Source organism: Azospirillum sp. B2RO_4 (assembly GCF_051124815.1).
Lineage (GTDB): Bacteria > Pseudomonadota > Alphaproteobacteria > Azospirillales > Azospirillaceae > Azospirillum.
Genome location: NZ_CP118488.1, coordinates 428,231 through 449,607, shown reverse-complemented (window position 1 = coordinate 449,607; position 21,377 = coordinate 428,231). Strand labels below are relative to the sequence as shown.

General features: G+C 67.0%; 21 protein-coding genes. 17 read left to right on the top strand and 4 right to left on the bottom strand.

From position 1 onward, the window contains the following. Positions 1–99 precede the first annotated feature (99 nt). Entirely contained in the window at positions 100–1,260 is a 1,161-nt protein-coding gene (locus tag PWS46_RS22670; RefSeq protein WP_434623119.1) for a hypothetical protein, read from the bottom strand. 207 nt (positions 1,261–1,467) lie between these two features. On the opposite strand from PWS46_RS22670, the gene PWS46_RS22665 reads away from it, so the two are divergent. The 12 genes from PWS46_RS22665 to PWS46_RS22610 all read left to right on the top strand — a co-directional run bounded on the left by PWS46_RS22665 (position 1,468) and on the right by PWS46_RS22610 (position 11,463). Continuing rightward, the gene (locus PWS46_RS22665; RefSeq protein ID WP_434623118.1) at positions 1,468–2,469 is read left to right on the top strand and encodes a hypothetical protein; all 1,002 of its coding nucleotides are present in this window, start codon (positions 1,468–1,470) and stop codon (positions 2,467–2,469) included. Next, positions 2,466–2,891, top strand: a complete 426-nt coding sequence (locus tag PWS46_RS22660) for a phage holin family protein (protein ID WP_434623117.1) — start codon at positions 2,466–2,468, stop codon at positions 2,889–2,891. The genes PWS46_RS22665 and PWS46_RS22660 overlap by 4 nt, the downstream gene beginning before the upstream one ends. 11 nt (positions 2,892–2,902) lie before the next feature. Further along, on the top strand, positions 2,903–3,892 hold the full coding sequence (locus PWS46_RS22655) for a hypothetical protein (protein WP_434623116.1): 990 nt from the start codon (positions 2,903–2,905) through the stop codon (positions 3,890–3,892). A gap of 308 nt (positions 3,893–4,200) precedes the next feature. After that, entirely contained in the window at positions 4,201–4,671 is a 471-nt protein-coding gene (locus tag PWS46_RS22650) for an SUF system Fe-S cluster assembly regulator (RefSeq protein WP_434623115.1), read from the top strand. 45 nt (positions 4,672–4,716) lie between these two features. Next, positions 4,717–6,201, top strand: a complete 1,485-nt coding sequence (sufB, locus tag PWS46_RS22645; protein WP_434623114.1) for a Fe-S cluster assembly protein SufB — start codon at positions 4,717–4,719, stop codon at positions 6,199–6,201. 75 nt (positions 6,202–6,276) lie between these two features. Beyond that, positions 6,277–6,570: a GIY-YIG nuclease family protein gene (locus PWS46_RS22640; RefSeq protein ID WP_434623112.1), complete on the top strand. Its 294-nt coding sequence runs from the start codon at positions 6,277–6,279 to the stop codon at positions 6,568–6,570. A gap of 193 nt (positions 6,571–6,763) precedes the next feature. Continuing rightward, a complete protein-coding gene (gene sufC / locus PWS46_RS22635; RefSeq protein ID WP_434623111.1) occupies positions 6,764–7,516 on the top strand; it encodes a Fe-S cluster assembly ATPase SufC in 753 nt (250 codons plus the stop codon). Continuing rightward, a complete protein-coding gene (sufD, locus tag PWS46_RS22630; RefSeq protein WP_434623110.1) occupies positions 7,516–8,886 on the top strand; it encodes a Fe-S cluster assembly protein SufD in 1,371 nt (456 codons plus the stop codon). The genes sufC and sufD overlap by 1 nt, the downstream gene beginning before the upstream one ends. Before the next feature lie 2 nt (positions 8,887–8,888). Then, complete coding sequence (locus PWS46_RS22625) at positions 8,889–10,151, top strand: cysteine desulfurase (protein ID WP_434623109.1); 1,263 nt, start codon at positions 8,889–8,891, stop codon at positions 10,149–10,151. Continuing rightward, a complete protein-coding gene (gene sufU, locus PWS46_RS22620) occupies positions 10,148–10,615 on the top strand; it encodes a Fe-S cluster assembly sulfur transfer protein SufU (RefSeq protein ID WP_149199056.1) in 468 nt (155 codons plus the stop codon). Before PWS46_RS22625 ends, sufU begins: the two co-directional genes overlap by 4 nt. A 16-nt stretch (positions 10,616–10,631) precedes the next feature. Next, the gene (locus tag PWS46_RS22615; protein ID WP_434623108.1) at positions 10,632–11,096 is read left to right on the top strand and encodes an iron-sulfur cluster assembly protein; all 465 of its coding nucleotides are present in this window, start codon (positions 10,632–10,634) and stop codon (positions 11,094–11,096) included. A gap of 22 nt (positions 11,097–11,118) precedes the next feature. Further along, positions 11,119–11,463: a HesB/IscA family protein gene (locus PWS46_RS22610; protein WP_109865217.1), complete on the top strand. Its 345-nt coding sequence runs from the start codon at positions 11,119–11,121 to the stop codon at positions 11,461–11,463. A gap of 193 nt (positions 11,464–11,656) precedes the next feature. On the opposite strand, the gene PWS46_RS22605 is transcribed toward PWS46_RS22610, so the two are convergent. Together PWS46_RS22605 and PWS46_RS22600 are read right to left on the bottom strand one after the other, a co-directional pair. Next, complete coding sequence (locus tag PWS46_RS22605; RefSeq protein ID WP_434623107.1) at positions 11,657–12,547, bottom strand: pirin family protein; 891 nt, start codon at positions 12,545–12,547, stop codon at positions 11,657–11,659. A 32-nt stretch (positions 12,548–12,579) separates the two neighbouring features. Further along, positions 12,580–12,906 (bottom strand): antibiotic biosynthesis monooxygenase family protein, encoded by a 327-nt coding sequence (locus tag PWS46_RS22600; protein ID WP_434623106.1) that lies wholly within the window; start codon positions 12,904–12,906, stop codon positions 12,580–12,582. A gap of 507 nt (positions 12,907–13,413) precedes the next feature. On the opposite strand from PWS46_RS22600, the gene PWS46_RS22595 reads away from it, so the two are divergent. Further along, positions 13,414–16,404, top strand: a complete 2,991-nt coding sequence (locus PWS46_RS22595) for a bifunctional diguanylate cyclase/phosphodiesterase (RefSeq protein ID WP_434623105.1) — start codon at positions 13,414–13,416, stop codon at positions 16,402–16,404. Between the two features lie 24 nt (positions 16,405–16,428). Here the strand turns inward: PWS46_RS22595 and PWS46_RS22590 are convergent, their stop codons facing one another. Next, entirely contained in the window at positions 16,429–17,538 is a 1,110-nt protein-coding gene (locus tag PWS46_RS22590; RefSeq protein ID WP_434623104.1) for a branched-chain amino acid ABC transporter substrate-binding protein, read from the bottom strand. 225 nt (positions 17,539–17,763) lie between these two features. Between PWS46_RS22590 and PWS46_RS22585 the strand changes: the two genes are divergently transcribed. The 4 genes from PWS46_RS22585 (at position 17,764) to PWS46_RS22570 (ending at position 21,333) form a co-directional block, all read left to right on the top strand. Further along, positions 17,764–18,594 (top strand): IclR family transcriptional regulator, encoded by an 831-nt coding sequence (locus tag PWS46_RS22585; protein WP_434623103.1) that lies wholly within the window; start codon positions 17,764–17,766, stop codon positions 18,592–18,594. Further along, positions 18,579–19,628 (top strand): 2-dehydro-3-deoxygalactonokinase, encoded by a 1,050-nt coding sequence (locus PWS46_RS22580; RefSeq protein WP_434623102.1) that lies wholly within the window; start codon positions 18,579–18,581, stop codon positions 19,626–19,628. Before PWS46_RS22585 ends, PWS46_RS22580 begins: the two co-directional genes overlap by 16 nt. Beyond that, positions 19,625–20,278, top strand: coding sequence for a 2-dehydro-3-deoxy-6-phosphogalactonate aldolase (locus PWS46_RS22575; protein ID WP_434623101.1), 654 nt, complete (start codon positions 19,625–19,627; stop codon positions 20,276–20,278). Before PWS46_RS22580 ends, PWS46_RS22575 begins: the two co-directional genes overlap by 4 nt. A gap of 65 nt (positions 20,279–20,343) precedes the next feature. After that, complete coding sequence (locus tag PWS46_RS22570; RefSeq protein WP_434623100.1) at positions 20,344–21,333, top strand: tripartite tricarboxylate transporter substrate binding protein; 990 nt, start codon at positions 20,344–20,346, stop codon at positions 21,331–21,333. Positions 21,334–21,377 lie beyond the last annotated feature (44 nt).

The following is a 21,377-nucleotide window of genomic DNA, read 5'->3' as shown; positions in this document are numbered from 1 at the left end:
TCATCGGTTATCGCGTCTTCCGATTGACCCGGTCAACACAATGTCGCACCGCAGCGTATGGAGAAATGGTAGCAGGCGGCCTATGCCGCTCAGCCGCGGTCAGGCCAGCAGATTCAGCGCCGCGGCCGGCTGAGCGCCCGAATCGGCGGCCCCCGAACCGGCGGCCGACAACAAGACCGGCATCGCCGCGCTCTCCGCATCGCTGCCGAGCAATCCGGCCACACCAAGCTCCTTGCTGGACCCGAACGCTGCGGCGCGCAGAGCGTTGACCTCCTTCTGTGCCGCTTCCACCATCTTGTCGTCGGCCTTGAAGCCCTCCCGCCGCTCACGCCGACGCTTTTCCGACTCATCCAGCATATTGGCTGCCTTGGCCTCGCCGATGATGCGCTTGGAGGTGGCGAGCACCCCTTCCACCCGCTGGCCGAAGGCGTCCGCCTCGCGATAGCGCGACATCTTCATGGCGTTGTCGGACATCAGCTGCTGGATCATCGCGCTGCGGCCGCCGGTGCCGGCGGTGGCGTTGGATGCAGGATCGGCCGCCGCCAACCCGCCGCCGCCCAAACCGCCCCCACCCAAACCGGACAGCACATCCTCCACCAGCCGTGCGATGTCGTCGGGCAGCGTCCCGACCTGCGCCGCCATCCCGGCCGCACTGTCCGCCTCCGCTCCGGCGTCGGCCGCCATCAGATCGGCGGCACCTTCCGCCGTGGATCCATCCCCCGTCGAAATGCCGATGGTCAGCGTCACTTCGGTCTGCTGCAGGGTCAGGCTGGTGGTGCTGCGGGTGATCGTCGTCTCCGACGACAGCATTGATCCGCCGGTGGCGGCACTGGCATCACCCGGAAGCCCCATCTCGGCCGCGGCCTTGATGCCCGCGCCATATTCCTTGGCGGCACGCCCGGCCTCCCGTGCCAGCAGCGCCGCCTCCCGCGCCAGGGACGCCAGCTTCTGCGGATCGCCCTGGGCGAAGCGCATCGCCAGCTTCAGCTGTTCGATCTTGCGTTCGACCTGCTCCAGCCGGGCGGCGGCAGCCTCCTTGGGCCCGCCGACCCGCCTCGCTTCCTCCAGCGCGGCCTTGGCGGAGGCATGGTCGCTCTGCCACTTGGCGAGCGGCTGGGTCAGCGCCTGAGCCCGCTCCGCCTTTTGGGTGAGCTGCCCATGGCCGTCCTTCGCCTGAAGGTCCTTTTCCCACGGCTTCTTCGCCTGCTGCAGCCGAAAAAGTCCGGCCTGTCCGTCGGCCACCACGCTGAAAACGCTCATGCCGCCACCCTCCGGCCGGGCCGCACCAGGATATTCCCGGCAAAGTTTAGCACATTGGTGGTGACTGTCCATTTCGCGCATCGCCTGCGTGGAACCCCGAAGGCTTGGCTGGTGTTTCCCTTCCCGACACCCGATTCCGCAACGGGCGGTTTGATGCCGCTGGCGCGGAGCCGCGGAATACCGGAATTCCCGAGGAGGAAAGACAAGATGCCGAACCGCGACATGACCGGCACCGGCGGATCGAACCCGGCCGGCTCCACCACCGGAAGTTCGACTGCCGGCAGCTCCACCAACGGCAACACAATGTCGGGCGGACGCAGCGGCGTCGAGGATATCAAGCAGACCGTCAACCGCGCCGCCGACGAAGCGATGGCCACCGGTCGGGAGACGCTGGGCAATGCCCAGGGCCGCATCCGCTCGCTGCTGGAACAGCAGACCGGCCGCGCCGCCGACCAGTTGGGCGGGGTCGCCAACGCCCTGCACAAGGCCGCCGAGCAGTTGAACGAGGAGAACGGCGGCGTTGTCGCCGATTACGCCGAGCAGGCGGCCAGCCGCGTCGAGCGGGTCGCCGACATGCTGCGCGACGCCAATGTCGACGACATCGTCGGCGAGGTCGAGGGCTTCGCCCGCCGCCAGCCCGAGGTGTTCATCGGCGCTGCCTTCGCCGTCGGCTTCCTTGCCGCGCGCTTCATCAAAAGCTCCGGCGAGCGGCGGATGCATCGCGCCTCGACGTCGCTGCGCGGGAATAGCCACCCGTCGCAGTCCGTGCGCACAGCGCGCGGTTCGGCCTACGATGCCAGTCGCGGCTCCGGCCCCAGCCGCGGCATGGCCGGCGGCATCGGCGAGCCCGTCAGCCGATCCATCCCGTCGCGCAGCGCTGATACCCCGACCACCGGCACCTCCAGCGTCAACACCGGCAACCTGACCGGACGTATGGAGTCGGAGCGCGCGTCGGAGCGGCTGGGTGAGCCGAATCCGTCGGCCGGCCGCATCGGCATGCCGCTGTCCACCGCCCCGGCCTCCGTCACCGGCCGCGGCACCGGGCCCTCGCCCGACACGGCGCTCGGCACCAGCACGGTCGGTACCCCCGGCGGCACTTCCGGGACGACCGGCAGTGCCGGCAGCACGATGAACTCCGGCACCACCGGCGGCGTCGGCACGCCGGGCGGGACCTCCTCCACCTCCAAGCCGCAGGGACAGCGTCCATGAGCGCCGCCGAGAACCGCTATGACGAGCCGCGGGATCCGCGGCAGGACCGGCCGCTCGCCGGCCTGTTCGCCGATCTCGCCCGCGAATCCGCCAACCTTGCCCGATCCGAGATCGCGCTGGCGAAGGCCGAGCTGACCGACAAGGCCTCCGAGGCGGCCGGCGGCGTGGCCTTCATCGCCGTCGGCGGACTGATCGCCTTCGCCGGCGTGCTGGTCCTGCTTGCCTCCGCGGTTCTCGGCCTGTCCAACGTCCTGGCCCCGTGGCTGTCCGCGCTGATCGTCGGCGTGGTGGTTCTGCTGGTCGGCAGCATCCTGGCCTATGTCGGCAAGAACCGGCTGAGCCCCGCCAACCTGCGCCCCCGCCGCACGATCAACACGCTGGACGAGGACAAGCGCTGGGCCAAGTCCCAGCTTGCCCGCTGAGGGGCCGGCCGATGACGGACGACGTTCGTAATCCGCAGGATCTCGACGCCCTGGAGGGCGACATCCGCGCCAGCCGCGCGCGCATCGGCGGCACCGTCGAGGCGCTGCGCGACCGCAGCTCCCGTCTGCGCGACAGATTGGCTCGGTGGTCTCCCCAATCCCTGATGGAGAATTCCATGAAGCACACCTATTCGCCCTCGCAACCGTCCGACCGCTATGAGAGCGGCCAGACCGTCCATCATCGGCAGTCGCAGTCCCGCCCGTCGGGCTCGGTTCTGGACAGCATGACCAGCAATCCGATCCCGCTGGCCCTCGTCGGCATCGGGCTCGGCTGGCTCGCCCTGTCCAGCACCGGCTATGACCGCCGCATCGCCCGGTCCAGCACCGTCCGCAACGCCCGCCACCGCATGGGCGACGCCGTGGATTACGCCCGCGAATCGCTGAGCGACGCCACCGACAGCGTCCGCCACGCCGCCAGCTCCGCCTATGACAGCGCCTCGGGCGCGGTCGGCTCCGCCTACGACAGCGCGTCGGGCACCGTCAAGGGCGTGATGGGCGGTTCGCACAACGACGATGTGACTGGCGGTGGCGATATCCATACCCCGCGCCAGTCGCAGAGCTACGCCAGCCGCGGCATGTCGCGCCTGTCCTCCATGGCGCCGTCGCGCGAACACCTGCGCCACCGCGCGCATGACATGTCGACCGGCTTCTGGGACCTCGTGGAGGATCACCCCATCGTCGCCGGCGCCATGGGCGTGGCGCTGGGTGCCGCCATCGGCGCCGCCCTGCCGGGCACCCGCTACGAGAAGCAGTGGGTCGGCGACTATGCCGACGAGGCGACCGAGCGCGCCAAGACCATCGCCATGGACGCGCTGGACCGCGGCACCCGCGCCGCCCAGGCGGCCGCGGACACGGTGGTCGAGTCGGTGAAGGAAGACCTGCACGATGTCGTGTCGGACGCCACCGACGCCGCCCGCGCGGAAGTGAAGAAGCCCGGCTGACCACCAGCCCGGACTTCGCCGGACCAACCCCGCGCCCCACCGGCGCGGGGTTTTCCGCATTCGGGGCATGGCTCAATCTGCGGCAAACCGCCGCACCACCCCTCGCCGACGGCAGCTTCGCTGTAGCGTGGTGACGGGAGCGGCGCTATAACCAAGCAGCGTTGGCGGGTATTGCCGGCGCATCAGCCATGCACGCTCGCCAACCGGCAGAAACCCTGCATTTTAATCGACAAACGCCCCTTGCCCCCCGGAGCAATCAGGACTAAATTGGTCCTGTATTCGAAACCGGGGTGAAACGGGGTGCGGGCATGATCCGGCTGAGCAAGCTGACCGACTATGCCATCGTCGTGTTGAGCGAGATGGCGCGCCAGGTCGGCGCGGTCCACACCGTCGCCCATCTGGCCGACCGCACCGGCGTTCCCGCCCCCACCGTCGCCAAGCTGATGAAGGCGATGACGCCGGCGGGGCTCACTACCTCGCAACGCGGCGCCGCCGGCGGTTATGCGCTGAGCCGGGCGGCCGATGCAATCTCCATCGCGGAAATCATCACGGCGCTCGACGGTCCCATCGCGCTGACCGCCTGCGTCGACGGTGCCGACAGCCAATGCGGGGTGGAGCAACTTTGCCCCATGCGCGGCGGTTGGGAAAAGGTGAACCGCGCCATTCGCGGCGCGCTGGAGGAGGTGACGCTGGCCGACATGATGGCCCCGATCACCTTCCCGGCGCCGTCGGCCGCAACGACTTCCACAGCCGCCCAGCCGGCCCGCCCTGCGCACTGAACGGCGCGAACCGAACAGCATTCTTGAGAAGGACGAGGCAAAGCCATGGCCGCCCAACCGGAAACCGTCGAGCAGGTCCGCGCCGTCACGGAGCAGAAGTACAAGTACGGCTTCACGACCGACATCGAATCCGACGTCGCGCCCAAGGGCCTGAACGAGGACATCGTCCGCTTCATCTCCGCCAAGAAGGAGGAGCCGGAGTGGCTGCTGGAATGGCGCCTGAAGGCTTTCCGCGTCTGGCAGACGATGGAGGAGCCGCAGTGGGCCGCCGTCAGCTTCCCGCCCATCGACTATCAGGACGCGCATTACTATGCCGCGCCGAAGAAGAAGGCCGGGCCGAAGTCGCTGGACGAGGTCGATCCCGAACTGCTGAAGACCTACGAGAAGCTGGGCATCCCGCTGCGTGAGCAGGAGATCCTGGCCGGCGTCGAGGGGTCGGAGGGCAAGAGCCCGGCGATCGCCGTGGACGCCGTGTTCGACAGCGTGTCCGTCGCCACCACCTTCAAGGCGAAGCTGGAGGAGATGGGCATCATCTTCTGCGCGATCTCCGAGGCGGTGCAGAAGCACCCGGATCTCGTGAAGAAGTATCTCGGCTCGGTGGTGCCCTACACCGACAACTATTATGCGACGCTGAATTGCGCGGTCTTCACCGACGGCAGCTTCGTCTACATCCCCAAGGGCGTGCGCTGCCCGATGGAGCTGTCGACCTATTTCCGCATCAACCAGGCCAACACCGGCCAGTTCGAGCGGACGCTGATCATCGCCGACGAGGGCGCCTACGTCAGCTATCTGGAAGGCTGCACCGCGCCCCAGCGCGACGAGAACCAGCTGCACGCCGCCGTGGTCGAACTGGTGGCGCTGGACGACGCGACCATCAAGTACTCGACGGTCCAGAACTGGTATCCGGGGAATGCCGAAGGCGTCGGCGGCATCTACAACTTCGTCACCAAGCGGGGCGCCTGCCGCGGCAGGAACTCCAAAATCTCCTGGACGCAGGTCGAAACCGGCTCGGCGATCACCTGGAAGTATCCGAGCTGCATCCTGCAGGGCGACAATTCGGTGGGCGAGTTCTATTCGGTCGCCATCACCAACAACTTCCAGCAGGCCGATACCGGCACCAAGATGATCCACATTGGCAAGAACACCCGGTCGACCATCGTGTCCAAGGGCATCTCGGCCGGCAAGGCGCAGCAGACCTACCGCGGGCTGGTGAAGATCCTGCCCAGAGCGGAAGGCGCGCGCAACCACACCCAGTGCGACAGCCTGCTGATCGGCGACAAGTGCGGCGCCCACACGGTCCCCTACATCGAGAGCCGCAACCGTTCCGCCCGCATCGAGCATGAGGCGACGACGGCGAAGATCAGCGAGGACCAACTCTTCTACTGCCGCCAGCGCGGCATCTCGGAGGAGGACGCGGTGTCCCTGATCGTCAACGGCTTCTGCAAGGAGGTCCTGAAGGAACTCCCCATGGAATTCGCCGTGGAGGCGCAGAAGCTGGTGGGCATCAGCCTGGAAGGCAGCGTGGGCTAGGAAAGCTGCAGTCCATGGGAGCGTCATCCCCGCGAAGGCGGGGATGACGGGTAGTGGAGAGAAGGGGTTATCGGGATGGAGGAGCGGTTCTTCGTCTACATCCTGGCAAGCCAAAGAAATGGAACCTTGTATGTCGGTGTCACGTCGAACCTCGGACGCCGGATGATGGAACACCGGGATGGCATCATTCCGGGCTTTACGGAGCGATATGGTGTGAAGCGCCTTGTCTATCTGGAGCCCTATGCCACTGCCGAGGAGGCCATCACACGCGAGAAGAGGCTGAAGAAGTGGAACCGGGACTGGAAGATCCGTCTGATCGAGGAACACAACCCTGACTGGGCGGATCTTTATGAGAGGTTGAACGCATAGGCGAGTTCCTGATTAGGCCACGTCATCCCCGCGAAGGCGGGGATCCAGACTTGGGCCAGGATGCACTCACCGGGACGCCTGGATCCCCGCCTTCGCGGGGATGACGTCCGACCAAATGATGGTGTGGATTTAGCAAGAGAACGCTCGGAACCGGACGTGCCGGCGGCCTGAAGAAGACAACGAGGCGAAGACGATGATCGAAATCAAGAACCTGCACGCCACCGTGGACGGCAAGGAAATCCTCAAGGGCGTCGACCTGACCATCCGCCCGGGCGAAGTCCATGCCATCATGGGGCCGAACGGCGCCGGCAAGAGCACGATGTCCTACGTCCTGGCCGGCCGCGACGGCTACGAGGTCACGGAAGGCTCGGTCACCTATTACGGCAAGGACCTGCTGGCGATGGAGCCGGAAGAGCGGGCGGCGGAGGGCGTCTTCCTGGCCTTCCAGTATCCGGTCGAAATCCCCGGCGTCGGCAACACCACCTTCCTCAAGACCGCGATCAACGCCATCCGCAAATATCGCGGCGAGAAGGAGCTGGACGCCATGCAGTTCCTGAAGCTGATCCGCGAGAAGACCAAGGCGCTCGGCATGAGCGACGAGATGCTGAAGCGCGCGGTCAATGTCGGCTTCTCCGGCGGTGAGAAGAAGCGGAACGAGACGCTGCAGATGGCGGTGCTGGAGCCGAAATTCGCCATCCTCGACGAGACCGACAGCGGCCTCGACATCGACGCGCTGAAGATCGTGGCCGAGGGCGTCAATGCCCTGCGCTCGCCCGACCGCTCGATGCTGGTCATCACCCACTATCAGCGCCTGCTCGACTACATCGTTCCCGACCATGTCCATGTGCTGGCCGCCGGCCGCATCGTGAAGTCGGGCGGCAAGGAACTGGCGCTGGAGCTTGAAAAGAACGGCTACCGCGACTTCGGCGCGAGCGAGGCGGCGTGATGACGGCGCAGCACCCCTCCCCCCTTCACCCGATGACCTACTCGACGCGCGGCGCCGATCCGGCGACGGCGCCGGCCTTCCTGGCGCCGCTCGACCAGATGGGCTCCGGCCTGCCCGGCAGCGGGCTGTCCTGGCTGAACGAGCTGCGCACCGCCGGGCGTGAGCGCTTCGCCGCCGTCGGCCTGCCGACGATCAGGAACGAGAGCTGGCGCTACACCAACCTGCGCGATCTCGCCAAGCTGACCTTCCAGCCGGCCGCTCCCGCCGCCGCCGCGATCGACCTGCTGCCGACCGTGCGGGCCGAGGGGCAGGACGGCCCGCGCATGGTCTTCGTCGACGGCCGCTTCCGCGCCGACCTGTCGTCGGTCGACGGGCTGCCGCCGCGTGTCGATCTGCTGAGCCTCGACGCCGCGCTGACCACCCATTCCGGCCTGCTGGCCGACCACCTCGGCCGCCTCGCGGCGGCAGACGACCGTCCGCTGGTGGCGCTGAACAGCGCCTACCTCGCCGACGGCGCGGTCCTGCATGTGCCGGCGAACGTCCAGGTCGACCGGCCCATCGAGCTTGTCTTCGTTTCCGTCGGTTCGGAATCGCAGGCGACCACCTGCCATCCGCGCATGCTGCTGATCGCCGAGGCCGGGTCGAAGGCGGTGGTGGTCGAACACCATGTCGGCCGCGGCGCCGGCACCACGCTGTCGAACCACGTCACCGAGGTGTTCGTCGGCGAAGGCGCCACCCTGCACCATTACAAGTCGCAGCGTGAGGGCACCGGCGCCATCCACCTGTCGCACATCGCGGCGACGGTGGCGACCGGCGGCTGCTACGACAACTTCATCCTGACGACGGGCGCGAAGCTGTCGCGCAACGAAGTGGTCAGCCGCCTCGACGGCACCGAGGCGCGGACGCATGTCAGCGGCGGCTATCTGGTGCGCGGCACCCAGCATGCCGACACCACCACGCTGATCGTCCACGCCCAGCCCAACGGCACCAGCCGCGAGGTCTACAAGGGCGTCATCGACGACACGGCGCGCGCGGTGTTCCAGGGCAAGATCACCGTCTGCCCGGACGCGCAGAAGACCGACGGCTATCAGCTGAACCGCGCCCTGCTGCTGTCCGACGGCGCCGAGATCGACAGCAAGCCGGAACTGGAAATCCATGCCGACGACGTGAAGTGCAGCCACGGCTGCACGGCGGGCGAGCTGGACGACGACGCTCTTTTCTACCTGCGCGCCCGCGGCATCGACCGCGACACCGCCCAAGGTCTGCTGATCGGCGCATTCCTGTCGGAATCCCTTGAGGAGATCGCCGAGGAGTCGATCCGCGACGCCTTCCAGGGAATCATCGCCGGCTGGCTGGAGGAGCAGAAGTAACCATGTCCGATGCCATCCTGAACCAAGCCTACGACGTGCAGCGGGTGCGGGAGGATTTCCCCATCCTCGCCCGCAACGTCCACGCCAGGAAGGGAAAGCCCGGCAAGCCGCTGGTCTATCTGGACAGCGGGGCGTCCGCCCAGAAGCCGCGTCAGGTCATCCAGGCCATGACCCGCTTTCTGGAGGAGGACTATTCCAACATCCATCGCGGCGTCCATTTCCTGTCGCAGACCGCCACCGACCAGTTCGAGGCGGTACGTGCCAAGGTCGCGCGCTTCCTGAACGCGCCCAGCGACCGCTGCATCGTCTTCACCCGCAGTTCGACCGAGGCGATCAACCTCGTGGCCAGCAGCTATGGCCGGACCTTCCTCAACGAAGGCGACGAGGTCATCCTGTCGATCATGGAGCACCACGCGAACATCGTTCCGTGGCAGCTGCTCCAAGCCGAGAAGAAGATCGTCATCAAGGTCGTGCCCTGCGACGAGGACGGCGTCCTCGACATGGACGCCTACAAGGATCTGCTGTCCGACCGCACGAAGCTGGTGGCGATCACCCATTGCTCCAACGTGCTGGGAACCGTCACCCCGGCCAAGACCATTGCCAGGCTGGCGCATGAGCGCGGCGTCCCGGTGCTGTTCGACGGCAGCCAGGCGGTGGTGCATGGCACGGTGGACGTGCAGGACATCGACGCCGATTTCTACGTCTTCACCGCGCACAAGCTCTATGGACCGACCGGTCTCGGCGTGCTGTACGGCAAGTACGACCTGCTGAAGAAGATGCCCCCCTACCAGGGCGGCGGCGACATGATTGAAAGCGTCAGCTTCGAAGGCACCACCTTCAAGGCGCCGCCGTCGCGCTTCGAGGCCGGCACGCCGCCGATCACCGAGGTCATCGGTCTGGGTGCGGCCATCGACTATGTCGAGGCTCTCGGCCGCGACGCCATCGCCGCGCACGAGCACGACCTGCTGCAATACGCCACCCAGCAGCTGTCGCAGATCGACGGGCTGCGCATCGTCGGCACCGCGCCCGGCAAGGGACCGATCATCTCCTTCGCGCTGGAGGGCGTCCATCCGCACGACGTCGGCACCATCGTCGACCAGTATGGCGTCGCCGTGCGCGTCGGCCGCCATTGCGCCGAGCCGCTGGCCGAGCGGTTCGACGTCGGACCGACCGTCCGCGCCTCTTTCGGCCTGTACAACACCCGGGAGGAAGCCGACGCCCTCGTCCAGTCCCTCCAGGCGGTCAAGGAGTTCTTCGGAGCATGATGGACGATCTGCGCGAGCTGTATCAGGAAGTGATCCTGGACCACGGCAAGAATCCCCGCAACTTCCGCCATCCCGACGACGCCAATCGCGAGGCGAAGGGCGAGAACCCGATGTGCGGCGACCGCTTCATGGTCTATCTGACCCTGAAGGACGGGGTGGTGGACGACGTGGCCTTCCAGGGCCGCGGCTGCGCCATCTCCACCGCCAGCGCCTCGATGATGACGGAGCTGGTGCGCGGCAAGAGCGCGGCCGAGGCGGAAAAGCTGTTCCACGCCTTCCACGAGCTGTGCACCCAGGACGAGCCCGACATCCCCGAGGGTGTCGATGACGAGACCATGGAAAAGCTGATGGTGATGTCCGGCGTGCGCCAGTTCCCGGTGCGGGTGAAGTGCGCGACGCTGGCTTGGCACGCGATGAACGCCGCGCTCCATGGCGAGGCTGCGGCCTCCAGCGACCAGTTTTGAGGGAAGGGGGATCGAAATGCCCGATGAAACCCTGACGCAGCGCCCGATTGCCCCGAACCCGGCCGAGGCCGAGGCGCAGTTGAAGGCCCAGACCGCGAGCGAACCCCGGGCGACCGAGGACTCCGAGTCCAAGGACTTCGCGCCGATGCCGAAGCCGCCCGAGGGTTACGACCCGCGGGAGGAGATCATGGATCGCGTCGTGGCGGCCATCAAGACCTGCTACGACCCCGAAATCCCGGTCGATATCTGGGAACTGGGCCTGATCTACCGTGTGGACATGGATGGCCAGCACAATGTCGAGATTGATATGACGCTGACCAGCCCCATGTGTCCGGTGGCCGGCGAACTGCCCGAGCAGGTGCGTCAGGCCGTGCTGGGCGTCGAGGACGTCAACGAGGTCAAGATCGAGCTGGTGTGGGAGCCCCCGTGGCACCAGGGCATGATGTCCGAGGAAGCCCGCCTGCAACTGGATATGTTCTGAGCCGTATTAGGAGACCGTCACCATGGCCCGTTCCCTGCCCAAGGCGCTCACGATCACCGACGCCGCCGCGGAGCGCGTCAAGGCGCTGATGTCCAAGGCCACCGACGACATGGTCGGCCTGCGCATCGGCGTGAAGGCGCGCGGCTGCTCCGGCCTCAGCTACGACGTTCAGTATGCCAAGGAGAAGATGAAGTTCGACGAGGTGGTGGAGGACAAGGGCGTCACCATCCTGATCGACCCGGCCGCCGTTATGTTCCTGATCGGCAGCGAGATGGACTACGTCGACGACAAGTTCCAGACCGGCTTCGTCTTCAAGAACCCCAACGAGAAGGGCCGCTGCGGCTGCGGCGAGAGCTTCCACGTTTGAACAGCCTTAAGGGGACAGGAGACAGTGCCCTCTCCCCCCCGGGGAGAGGGTTAGGGTGAGGGGGGCGCGAGGCGAGGTTTTTCAAGAGTCGCTCACCGCCCGGTCCTCACAGAATCCACCCGATGCGTCCCCCTCACCCCGACCCTCTCCCCAGGGGGGAGAGGGAGAGTTGAGAGGGAAATCCAATACCCCCTCACGACATCGGATTGGCCGGCTTCGGCATCTCCGGCAGCGGGATGAACTCGCCGTCGTCCAGATCCGGCAGCTTCATCCGGCCGGCCCGCCAGTCGGCCTTGGCCTGTTCGATGCGCTCCTTCGACGACGACACGAAGTTCCAGTCGATGAAGCGCTGACCCAGCGGTTCGCCGCCGATCGCCATCACGATGGACTGCGTAACGGCGGTCAGCAGCGCCGGCTGGCCGGGGGCGAAGACGATCATCCGACCGGCTTCGACACGCTGACCCTCGGCCTCCACACTTCCCGCCACCACATAGGCCGCGCGCTCCCATTCGTCTTCCGGCAAGGACACGCGGACACCGGGGGCGAGGTCCCAGTGGATGTAGAACAGCGGCGAATGGGTCTTCACCCCCGCCTTGGCGCCGAAGGCATCGCCCGCCACCAGCCGGCCGCGGACACCGCCCTCCTCGAAGACCGGCAGGTCGCCGGTGCCGTAATGCGTGAAGGCCGGATCGGTTTCCTCGTCCGCCTCGGGCAGGGCGACCCAGGCCTGAATGCCGTGCATCCGCCCGCCTTCCATCCGGGCGCGCTCGAAGCGTTCGGAATGGGTGATGCCGCGCCCGGCGGTCATCCAGTTGACCTCCCCCGGCCGGATCGCCTGTTCCGAGCCCACGCTGTCGCGGTGCATGATCTCGCCCTCGAACAGGTAGGTGACGGTCGATAGTCCAATGTGCGGGTGGGGGCGCACGTCGACGTCGCGGGGAAGGCCCGGCTCGAAGTCGACCGGCCCCATATGGTCGAAGAAGACGAAGGGGCCGACCATCCGCCGCTGAACGAAGGGCAGGATCCGCCCCACTTCGAATCCGCCAAGGCTCTTTCGGCGCTGCTCGATCACCAGCTCCAGCATGGGTCTTCCTCCCGACGATCGGTGTTTCGTGTTCAGGCGTTCGGATCGCGCGGCACGGTCTGGATCACCTCGAACCCCTCGAATTCCGGCGGCCCGACATACAGCGGCTTGCGGGCGCCGGCATTGCCATGGGCATTGCGGAAGGCCTCCGACCGCGTCCAGTCCTGGAAGGCGGCTTCCGACTCCCACACGGTGTGGGAGGAATAGAGCCGGTACTCCTCGCGGTCGGGGCCGCGCAGCATGTGGAACTCGACGAAGCCCGGCACCTTGTGCAGATGGACCTCGCGGTTCAGCCAGACCGCCTCGAACTCCTGCTCGGCCCCGTGGCGCACCTTGAAACGGTTCATCGCGATGAACATGCGGTTTCCTTCCCGATTGCCCTTCCCAATTGGTCGACAGGCCCGACCCGGTCGAGGATAAGGGCGGAATCCTCCACCGGCAATCGGCCTGTCGCCGCTCCCCCATATGGCCGACCGGCACCGGATCGACGACATGCGGCCACCGCCGGACAAACGTCATTAATCTTTATCTTACAGTCGCTTGCAGAGGATTTTCTCTGCCGCGCCCACACGCCTTCACCGGCTGGGATAGAATGCGCTCCCCCTCCCCTACCCAGAAGGCCGCCCGCATGCACCACATCCGCCAAGACCCGACCTCCCCCGCCGATCCGGGCGGATGGAACATTGAACAGTCGCCTCAGGGATGTTTCACGGTGTTTCAAACTTCCCGAAAGGCCGAAGGCGACGGAGCATGGACTGCCAATACCGTTAAGCTCTAATATACGCAAAAGGGGTATAAGCACCGCGAGCCGGGCGACAGACCAAGCGGCCAGGGGGGACGGAATGACTTCAACAGGTCCAGCGAACATGGGGGCGCTGCAGGGTCGCACGAAGCCGCCCGGCGCCATCGCAACGCTCATCATCCTCTCCATTCCTTTCCTGCTGGTCCTGCAGGCCGCACGCCTACCCGGTGCGATGGAAATCGCGCATTACCTGCCGCTGCACAGCTTCTTCGAAACCTTCGCCATCGCCGTCGCCGCCCTGATCTTTGCCATCGGCTGGCATTCCCACACGTCCGACACCCCGCCCGCCCTGCTGGCCTTGTCCGCCGGATTCCTCGGGGTGGCGCTGCTCGATTTCGGTCATCTGCTGTCCTATGCCGGGATGCCCGATTTCGTGACGCCGTCGGGGCCGGAAAAGGCCATCGCCTTCTGGCTCGGCGCCCGGGCGATGGCGGCGGTTTCCCTGCTGATGGCGGCAACCCTGCCGTGGCGTCCGGGATCGGCGGCGCTGCGCTATCCGCTGATCGGCGGGGTGCTGCTGGCGACCGCCGCGGCGTTCGTCGCCATATTGTGGTACCCGGACCTGCTGCCGCGCACCTATCTGCCCGGCGAAGGGCTGACGCCGCTGAAGGTGGCGGCCGAATATGCGCTGGTATTTCTCTATGCCGGCGCCGCCCTGATTTTCCACCGCCGCCGGCGCGAGACACAGACGCTGGACGTCCCTCGCCTGGTCATCGCCGCCGTCGCCATCGCCATCAGCGAGATGTGCTTCACGCTCTATCTCAGCGTCTACGACCTCGCCAATGTGGCCGGACACATCTACAAGGTCATCGGCTACTGGTACCTGTACCGGGCCGTCTTCGTCACCGCCGTGCACCACCCGTATGACGCCCTGCACAGCTCCCAAAGCGAACTGTGGCGGGAGAAGGAACAGGCGCGCGTCACACTGCTGTCGATCGGCGACGGGTTGATCGCCACCGACACCGCCGGCCGCGTTTCCCTGATGAACCCGGTGGCGGAACGCCTGACCGGCTGGACGGTGGCCGAAGCGGTCGGCCGCCCGGTTGCCGAGGTGTTCGACATCGAGAATGCCGAGACGGGACAGCGGGTGCCGGTGCCGGTCCAGCAGGTGCTGGAGAACGGCCAGATGGTCGGGCTCGCCAACCACACGGTGCTGGTGGCACGCGGCGGCGTCCGCAGCCACATCGCCGACATGGCCTCTCCCATCCGCGACCGCGACGGCACGCTGCACGGCGTCGTCATGGTCTTTCAGGACGTGACCGAGACCTATGCCAGCCGAGAGGCGCTGAAGGACAGCCTGTCGCTGAACACCGGCATCCTGGAGAGCGCGGCCTGCGGCATCATCGCCACCACGCTGGACGGCGTCGTCCGCGTCTTCAACCGCGAGGCGGAGCGCATCTTCGGCTATCCGGCCGAAGAGATGGTCGGCACCACCGACCTGCCGCGCCTGTATGACCGGGACGAGCTGCGCGCCCATGCCGACGCTCTCGCCGCGGAACTCGGCCGGCCGGTGCGTGCGGGTTTCGAAGCACTGGTCGCCCGCACCTGCGACAGCGGCCGGCCCGAGCCCGGCGAATGGACCGGGCTGCGCAGGGACGGCGCCCGCATATCCGTTTCCACCCTGACCAGCATGCTGCGCGACAGCGGCGGCTCGGTACGCGGCTACCTGACCGTGGTGATGGACGTCACCGAACGGAAGCGGGCGGAGCGGCAGATCGAAAATCTCGCTTTCTACGACCCGCTGACCAACCTGCCGAACCGCCGCCTGCTGCTGGAACAGCTTGACGGCCATCTGCGGGTGGCGCGCCAGACCGGCCGCTATGGCGCGCTGATGTTCCTCGACCTCGACGACTTCAAGGGACTGAACGATGCCCGCGGCCACATCGTCGGCGACATGCTGCTGCGCGAGCTGGCGGCGCGGCTGAACGCCACCCTGCGCAAGGGCGATCTGGTCAGCCGGCTGAGCGGCGACGAGTTCGTCATCCTGCTGCCCGACCTGGGTGCGGCGGCGGACGAGGCGGCGGAGATTGCCCGGCGGGTGGCGGAAAAGCTGCGGCTGGCGGTGGCCCAGCCCTTCCAACTCGACCGCTGCGAACACAGCATCTTCGCCAGCATCGGCCTGACGGTCTTCCCCAAGACGCCGGACGAGTCGGTGGAGGACCTGCTGAAACAGGCGGACACCGCCATGTATGCCGCCAAGGACGGCGGACGGAACACCATCCGCGACTATGACCCAGCCATGCTGGTGGATGCCCAGGCCCGTCTGCTGCTGCAGCAGGATCTGCGCAAGGCGGTCGATGCCGGGGAGTTCACCCTGTTCCTGCAGCCGCAGACCCGGGCCGACGGCACGCTGGTCGCGGCGGAGGCGCTGATCCGCTGGCAGCATCCGCAACGCGGCTTCGTCGCCCCCGGCGCCTTCATCGCGGTGGCGGAGGAGTCCGGCCTGATCCTGCCGCTGGGCGACTGGATCCTGATGGAGGCCTGCCACGTGCTGCGCCGGCTGGCCGATGCCGGCAGCGACTGCCACCTGTCGGTCAACATCAGCCCGCGCCAGTTCCGTCAGCAGACTTTCTGCGCCGGCGTCATCGGCGCCCTGCGCGCCACCCGCACCGATCCGCGTCGCCTGACGCTGGAGATCACCGAGGGCATCGCCGTCGGCGACTGCGCCGACACCGTCGCCAAGATGTCGGAGTTGGCAGCCTTCGGGATTTCCTTCTCGCTGGATGATTTCGGCACCGGCTTCTCGTCGCTGTCCTATCTGAAGCGGCTGCCGGTGGGAGAGATCAAGATCGACCGCTCCTTCGTTCAGGATGTCGACCGCAACAGCCACAATGCCGTTCTGGTGGAGACGATGCTGTCGATTTCCAGCCGGCTCGGCCTGAAGGCGGTGGCGGAGGGGGTGGAGACGGCAGCCGAACGGGACTTCCTGGAAGACCGCGGCTGCACGATCTTCCAGGGATATTACTTCGACCGGCCGATGCCGGTTGAAGACTTCATCCGCAAATACGTGACAACACCGGAACTCACAGGCAAAGAAGAGCCGGCCCATGCCTGAGAGCGGGCCGGCTCCAGACCATCGTTACTTCTGGGCAATCATCTTGGGCTGACCGTTGCTCCAGACATACATGACGTAGTTCGGCTTGACGATGTCACCCTTCTTGTCGAATTCGATCTGGCCGACGACGGTGTCGAAGCTGTTGGCATGCAGGGTCTTCGCCAGCTTGCCGCTGTCGGCGCTGCCGGACTTCTGCAGACCCTCGGCGATGACCTGGACCGCGGCGTAGCTGTAGAAGGCGAAGTTGCCCGGTTCCGGCAGACCAGCCTTCTTGAAGGAGGCGATCAGTTCCTGCGCCTTGGGATCGCTGGCCGCCGACGGGCTGTCGGTGTAGAGCGTGCCCTCGCCGGCCGGACCGGTGATCGACCAGTATTCCTGGTTGTTCAGGCCGTCGCCGGCGATGAACTGCGGCTTCAGCCCCTGCTCCTGCGCCTGACGGACGATCAGACCCAGTTCCGGATGGTAACCGCCGTAATAGACGGCATCGATGTTCTTGTCCTTCAGGCTGGTGATCAGCGCCGAGAAGTCCTTCTCACCGGCCGTGACCGAACCGCGATAGGCGACCTTTCCGCCGGCCTTCTCCAGTGTCTCCACCACAACGTCGGCCAGCCCCTTGCCATAGGCCTGCTTGTCGTCCAGGACCGCGATGTTCTTGCCCTTGAAGTGCTGGGCAAGATAGTTGCCGGCAACCACGCCCTGCTGGTCGTCACGACCGCAGACGCGGAAGATGGTCGGATAGCCCTTGGCGGTCAGCAGCGGGTTAGTGGCGGTTGGGCTGACCATCACCACGCCCTCCTCCTGATAGACATCGGCCGCCGGGATGCTGGCGCCGGAGCAGAGATGGCCGACCACGGCCGTGACCTGATCGCGCACGAACTGGTTGGCAACAGCCACCGCCTGCCGCGGGTCGCAGGCATCGTCGCCCACCTTCAGCACCAGCTTCTGGCCCAGCACGCCGCCCTTGGCGTTGATGTCCGCGACCGCCTGCTTGGCGCCATACACCGACTGCTCGCCCAGCGCAGCCACAGGTCCCGTGGTCGCCGTGCCGAGTCCGATCACGATGTCGGCCTGCGCCGTGCCGAAGCCGGCCAGCAGCGCCGTCGCGCTGACGAAGGAAAGGACGGTGAGACGCATGGTTGGTTCTCCCAGGATTGCTGTTTTGTAGGGGACCATGTCCGCCGGTCCCGGCATGTTTCCTTTTCTGACCGATACGACAGGATTTTGAAAGCGCGATCATGGGTTTCGCAGCGCTCCGAAGGAAGCCGCGACCGTTCGCCGCCACCACAAATGTCCCACTATTTGGAATCATACAAAATTATTTGACACACTTCGATACGTGCGCCAGCATCGGAGAAATCAATGGTAGTCAAACAAACCATGAGCACGGCGATGGCAGCGACGGAGCAGGAGGCTGACGCCGCAAAGACCCAGGGCACCGGAACGCAGACCCTGCTGCGCGGACTTGCGCTGCTGGAATGCGTGGCGGCAGGCATCGGCGATGTGAAGGGGATCGCAGCGCGGCTCGGCACCCCGCGCAGCACCACCAACCGCATGCTCTCCAGTCTGGTGGCGGAGGGGTATCTCCACCACATCCCCTACAAGGGTTATCTGCTGGGTCCCAAACTGATCCAACTCGGCATGAAGGCGCTGGAGCAGCGTCCGCTGGTCGCCATCGCCCGCCCGCACATCGAGGCCTTGGCCGAGACCACCGGCGACACCGTCCATCTCGGCGTCGAGGAGAATGGCGAGGTGTTCTACCTCGACAAGATTCCCGGTACCCGCGGGCTGGAAATGCGGTCCCGCACTGGACAGCGCATGCCGCTCGCCTCGACCGGACTGGGCAAGGCGCTGATGCTGGGGATGCCGCCGGCGCGATGGCAGGCGCTCCATGCGCTGACCTGCCCGGCAGAGTCGCCAGTCGGCCGGCCGCGTCCGGCCGACTGGCCGGTGTTCCAGGAACAGTTGACCCGATACGTCGCCCAGGGTTGGGCGATGGATCTGGAAGAGAACGAACTCGGCATCCGCTGCGTCGCCGCACCGGTGCGTGACGGCCGGAATCTGGTGGTGGCGGCGGTCAGCGTCGCCAGCGCCGTCCCCTACATGCCCGAAGTCCGCATGACGACGCTGGGACCGCTGGTCCGCGCGACGGCCGAGGCAATATCCAAGGATCTGGGATGGACCACACCGTGACCTCCTCTGCCGGAACGACCACCCACCGCCCTGCGCTGATCGCGCTGGATTGGGGCACGTCGAGCCTGCGTGGCTTCCTGCTGGACGGCTCCGCCCGCATTCTGGCGGAGCGGTCGAACGGGCACGGCATCCAGAACTTGCCGCAGCCCGGCGCCGCGGGTTTCGATGCGGCACTGACCGGACTGTGCGGCGATTGGCTGGACGCCCATCCTGCCCTGCCGGTGGTGGCCGGCGGCATGGTCGGCAGCGCCCAGGGTTGGGTCGAGGCGCCCTATGTCACCACGCCGGCCGACGCGACGACGCTGGCCGACAAGGCGGCATGGGTCGAGACGGCGGCCGGCCGCGGGATCCTGATCGCGCCGGGCGTCCTGCACGATCCCGACGGCACCGTTTCCGACAAGGCGATTCCCGACGTGATGCGGGGTGAAGAGATCCAGATCGCCGGCGCGCTGGCCGAGAATGCCGGTTGGGCACGCAATGCCTGCGTCGCAATGCCCGGCACCCATTCAAAGTGGGTCCAGGTCGCCGACGGCCGCATCGCCGGCTTTTCCACCTACATGACGGGCGAACTGTTCGCGGTCCTGAAATCCCACTCGCTGCTCGGCCGCCTGATGCCGGCCGGGGTCGACGCGACGCCGGAGGATGAGGAGGCGGCCTTCTCCATCGGCATACGGGCCGCGCAATCGGCCGGGCCGGGCGACCTGCCGCATCAGCTGTTCGCCACCCGCACGCTGGGGCTGACCAAACGCCTGCCGTCGGAAGCGCTGGCCCACTACCTGTCGGGCCTGCTGATCGGGCACGAGTTGCGCTCCGGACTGGCTCTTCTGGCGGGAATGCCGGCCGGCACGCCGCTGCTGCTGATCGGCGATCCAGCGCTTTGCCACCGCTACAGCCGCGGCCTTGCCGCCTTCGGCGCCACGCCCGCCGCACAACTTGGCAACACCGCACCTCGTGGCCTGTTCCAGTTCGCCGCCGCGGCCGGACTTCTGACCTCCGCATCCGCCACGCCCTCCAGCATCAAGAGCGCACCATGACAGAGCTTTCGCTTACCGCCCGCGCCGATGCCGCCTTCGCCGCCCTGCCGCTGGTCGCGATCCTGCGCGGCCTCACCCCGGTGGAGGCTGTGCCTGCGGCCAATGCGCTCTATGACGCCGGCTTCCGGTTGATCGAGGTGCCGCTGAACTCGCCCGATCCGTTCGACAGCATCGAGGCCATCCGCCGCGCCCTGCCGCGGGATGCTCTGGTCGGGGCCGGGACGGTCCTGGCGCTGGATCAGGTCGACCGGTTGGCCGCCATCGGCGCCGATCTGGTGGTGATGCCACACGCGGACACCGCGGTCATCCGCGCCGCCAAGTCGCGGTCGATGATCTGCGTTCCCGGCATCGCCACGGCGACGGAGGCTTTCGCGGCGCTCGCCGCCGGCGCCGATGCGTTGAAGCTGTTCCCGGCGGAGCAGATCACCCCGACGGTGGTGAAGGCTCTGCGCGCGGTGGTTCCGCACAGCGTGCGGCTGCTCCCCGTCGGCGGCATCACGCCCGATACCATGCAGCCCTATCGCGCGGCGGGTGCGGCCGGCTTCGGCCTTGGCTCCGCCCTCTACAGCCCCGGCCTGCCGGTGACGGACCTGGCCGACCGCGCCGCCCGCTTCGCCCAGGCTTGGGCGGAGGGGACCGCCGGCCGCTGACTTCGCTTTCCATTTTCACCACCCAACGACCGGCGTACACGCCGGCGCACCACAGAGGGAATCCCATGAAGGTCACCACTCGCCTTTCCCGCCGTGCACTGACGGTCGGCCTGTCCGCGGGCGTGCTGATCGCCGCCAGCGCGACCCTGCCCGGTACGGCATTTGCCGCCGACTATCCGACGAAGCCGATCGAGCTGATCGTCCCTTACGCGGCAGGCGGCGGCACCGACCTTGTCGCCCGCGCCTTCGCCGACGCGGCGAAGAAGCACCTGCCGCAACCGATCGGCGTGGTCAACAAGACCGGTGGCGGCGGTGCCGTCGGCCTAACCGAGATCATGGCCGCCCGTCCCGACGGCTATAAGATCGGCATGGGCACGGTCGAGATCACCCTGCTGCCGCATATGGGCGTCGCCCGCTTCACTGTGGACGATTTCACCCCGGTCGCCCGCCTGAACGCGGAGCCGAGCGCGATCACCGTCAAGGCCGACTCACCCTGGAAGACCTTCGAGGAGTTCCTGGACTACGCCAAGACCAACCCCGGCAAGGTGCGCATCGGCAACTCCGGGACCGGCGCCATCTGGCACCTTGCGGCCGAAGCGCTGGCGGATAAGACCGGCACCACCTTCAACCATGTGCCCTTCGACGGCGCCAATCCGGCCGTGACCTCGCTGCTGGGCGGCCATATCGAGGCAGTTTCGGTCAGCCCGGCCGAGGTGTCGAGCCAGCTCGCCGCCGGCCAGCTGCGCATGCTGGCCGTCATGGCCGACCAGCGCCAGAAGGCCTTCCCCGACGTGCCCACGCTGAAGGAGAAGGGCATCGACCTGACCGTCGCCACTTGGCGCGGCATCGTCGTGCCGAAGAAGACCCCGGCCGCGGTCGTCGAAACCCTGCGCACCGCCAGCAAGGCAGCCGCTGAGGACCAGGGCTTCCGCGACCAGCTTGCCAAGATGAACCTGACCTGGGCCTATGCCGATGGCCCCGAGTTCGGTCAGGTCATGCAGAAGGACAACGCCTTCTTCAAGGGCATGATGACCAAGCTTGGCATGGCGAAGTAACGCCTGACCGAACAGGCCCCGGCGGCGTGCCGCCGGGGTCGCCT

Coding starts and splice junctions, on each gene's coding strand:
- PWS46_RS22575 (WP_434623101.1), top strand. CDS start 19,625: ATGACAGAGCTTTCGCTTACCGCCCGCGCCGATGCCGCCTTCGCCGCC.
- PWS46_RS22610 (WP_109865217.1), top strand. CDS start 11,119: ATGGCCCGTTCCCTGCCCAAGGCGCTCACGATCACCGACGCCGCCGCG.
- PWS46_RS22615 (WP_434623108.1), top strand. CDS start 10,632: ATGCCCGATGAAACCCTGACGCAGCGCCCGATTGCCCCGAACCCGGCC.
- PWS46_RS22665 (WP_434623118.1), top strand. CDS start 1,468: ATGCCGAACCGCGACATGACCGGCACCGGCGGATCGAACCCGGCCGGC.
- PWS46_RS22585 (WP_434623103.1), top strand. CDS start 17,764: ATGGTAGTCAAACAAACCATGAGCACGGCGATGGCAGCGACGGAGCAG.
- sufU (WP_149199056.1), top strand. CDS start 10,148: ATGATGGACGATCTGCGCGAGCTGTATCAGGAAGTGATCCTGGACCAC.
- PWS46_RS22605 (WP_434623107.1), bottom strand. CDS start 12,547: ATGCTGGAGCTGGTGATCGAGCAGCGCCGAAAGAGCCTTGGCGGATTC.
- sufB (WP_434623114.1), top strand. CDS start 4,717: ATGGCCGCCCAACCGGAAACCGTCGAGCAGGTCCGCGCCGTCACGGAG.
- PWS46_RS22570 (WP_434623100.1), top strand. CDS start 20,344: ATGAAGGTCACCACTCGCCTTTCCCGCCGTGCACTGACGGTCGGCCTG.
- PWS46_RS22590 (WP_434623104.1), bottom strand. CDS start 17,538: ATGCGTCTCACCGTCCTTTCCTTCGTCAGCGCGACGGCGCTGCTGGCC.
- PWS46_RS22670 (WP_434623119.1), bottom strand. CDS start 1,260: ATGAGCGTTTTCAGCGTGGTGGCCGACGGACAGGCCGGACTTTTTCGG.
- PWS46_RS22595 (WP_434623105.1), top strand. CDS start 13,414: ATGGGGGCGCTGCAGGGTCGCACGAAGCCGCCCGGCGCCATCGCAACG.
- PWS46_RS22660 (WP_434623117.1), top strand. CDS start 2,466: ATGAGCGCCGCCGAGAACCGCTATGACGAGCCGCGGGATCCGCGGCAG.
- PWS46_RS22640 (WP_434623112.1), top strand. CDS start 6,277: ATGGAGGAGCGGTTCTTCGTCTACATCCTGGCAAGCCAAAGAAATGGA.
- PWS46_RS22655 (WP_434623116.1), top strand. CDS start 2,903: ATGACGGACGACGTTCGTAATCCGCAGGATCTCGACGCCCTGGAGGGC.
- PWS46_RS22580 (WP_434623102.1), top strand. CDS start 18,579: ATGGACCACACCGTGACCTCCTCTGCCGGAACGACCACCCACCGCCCT.
- PWS46_RS22650 (WP_434623115.1), top strand. CDS start 4,201: ATGATCCGGCTGAGCAAGCTGACCGACTATGCCATCGTCGTGTTGAGC.
- PWS46_RS22600 (WP_434623106.1), bottom strand. CDS start 12,906: ATGTTCATCGCGATGAACCGTTTCAAGGTGCGCCACGGGGCCGAGCAG.
- sufD (WP_434623110.1), top strand. CDS start 7,516: ATGACGGCGCAGCACCCCTCCCCCCTTCACCCGATGACCTACTCGACG.
- sufC (WP_434623111.1), top strand. CDS start 6,764: ATGATCGAAATCAAGAACCTGCACGCCACCGTGGACGGCAAGGAAATC.
- PWS46_RS22625 (WP_434623109.1), top strand. CDS start 8,889: ATGTCCGATGCCATCCTGAACCAAGCCTACGACGTGCAGCGGGTGCGG.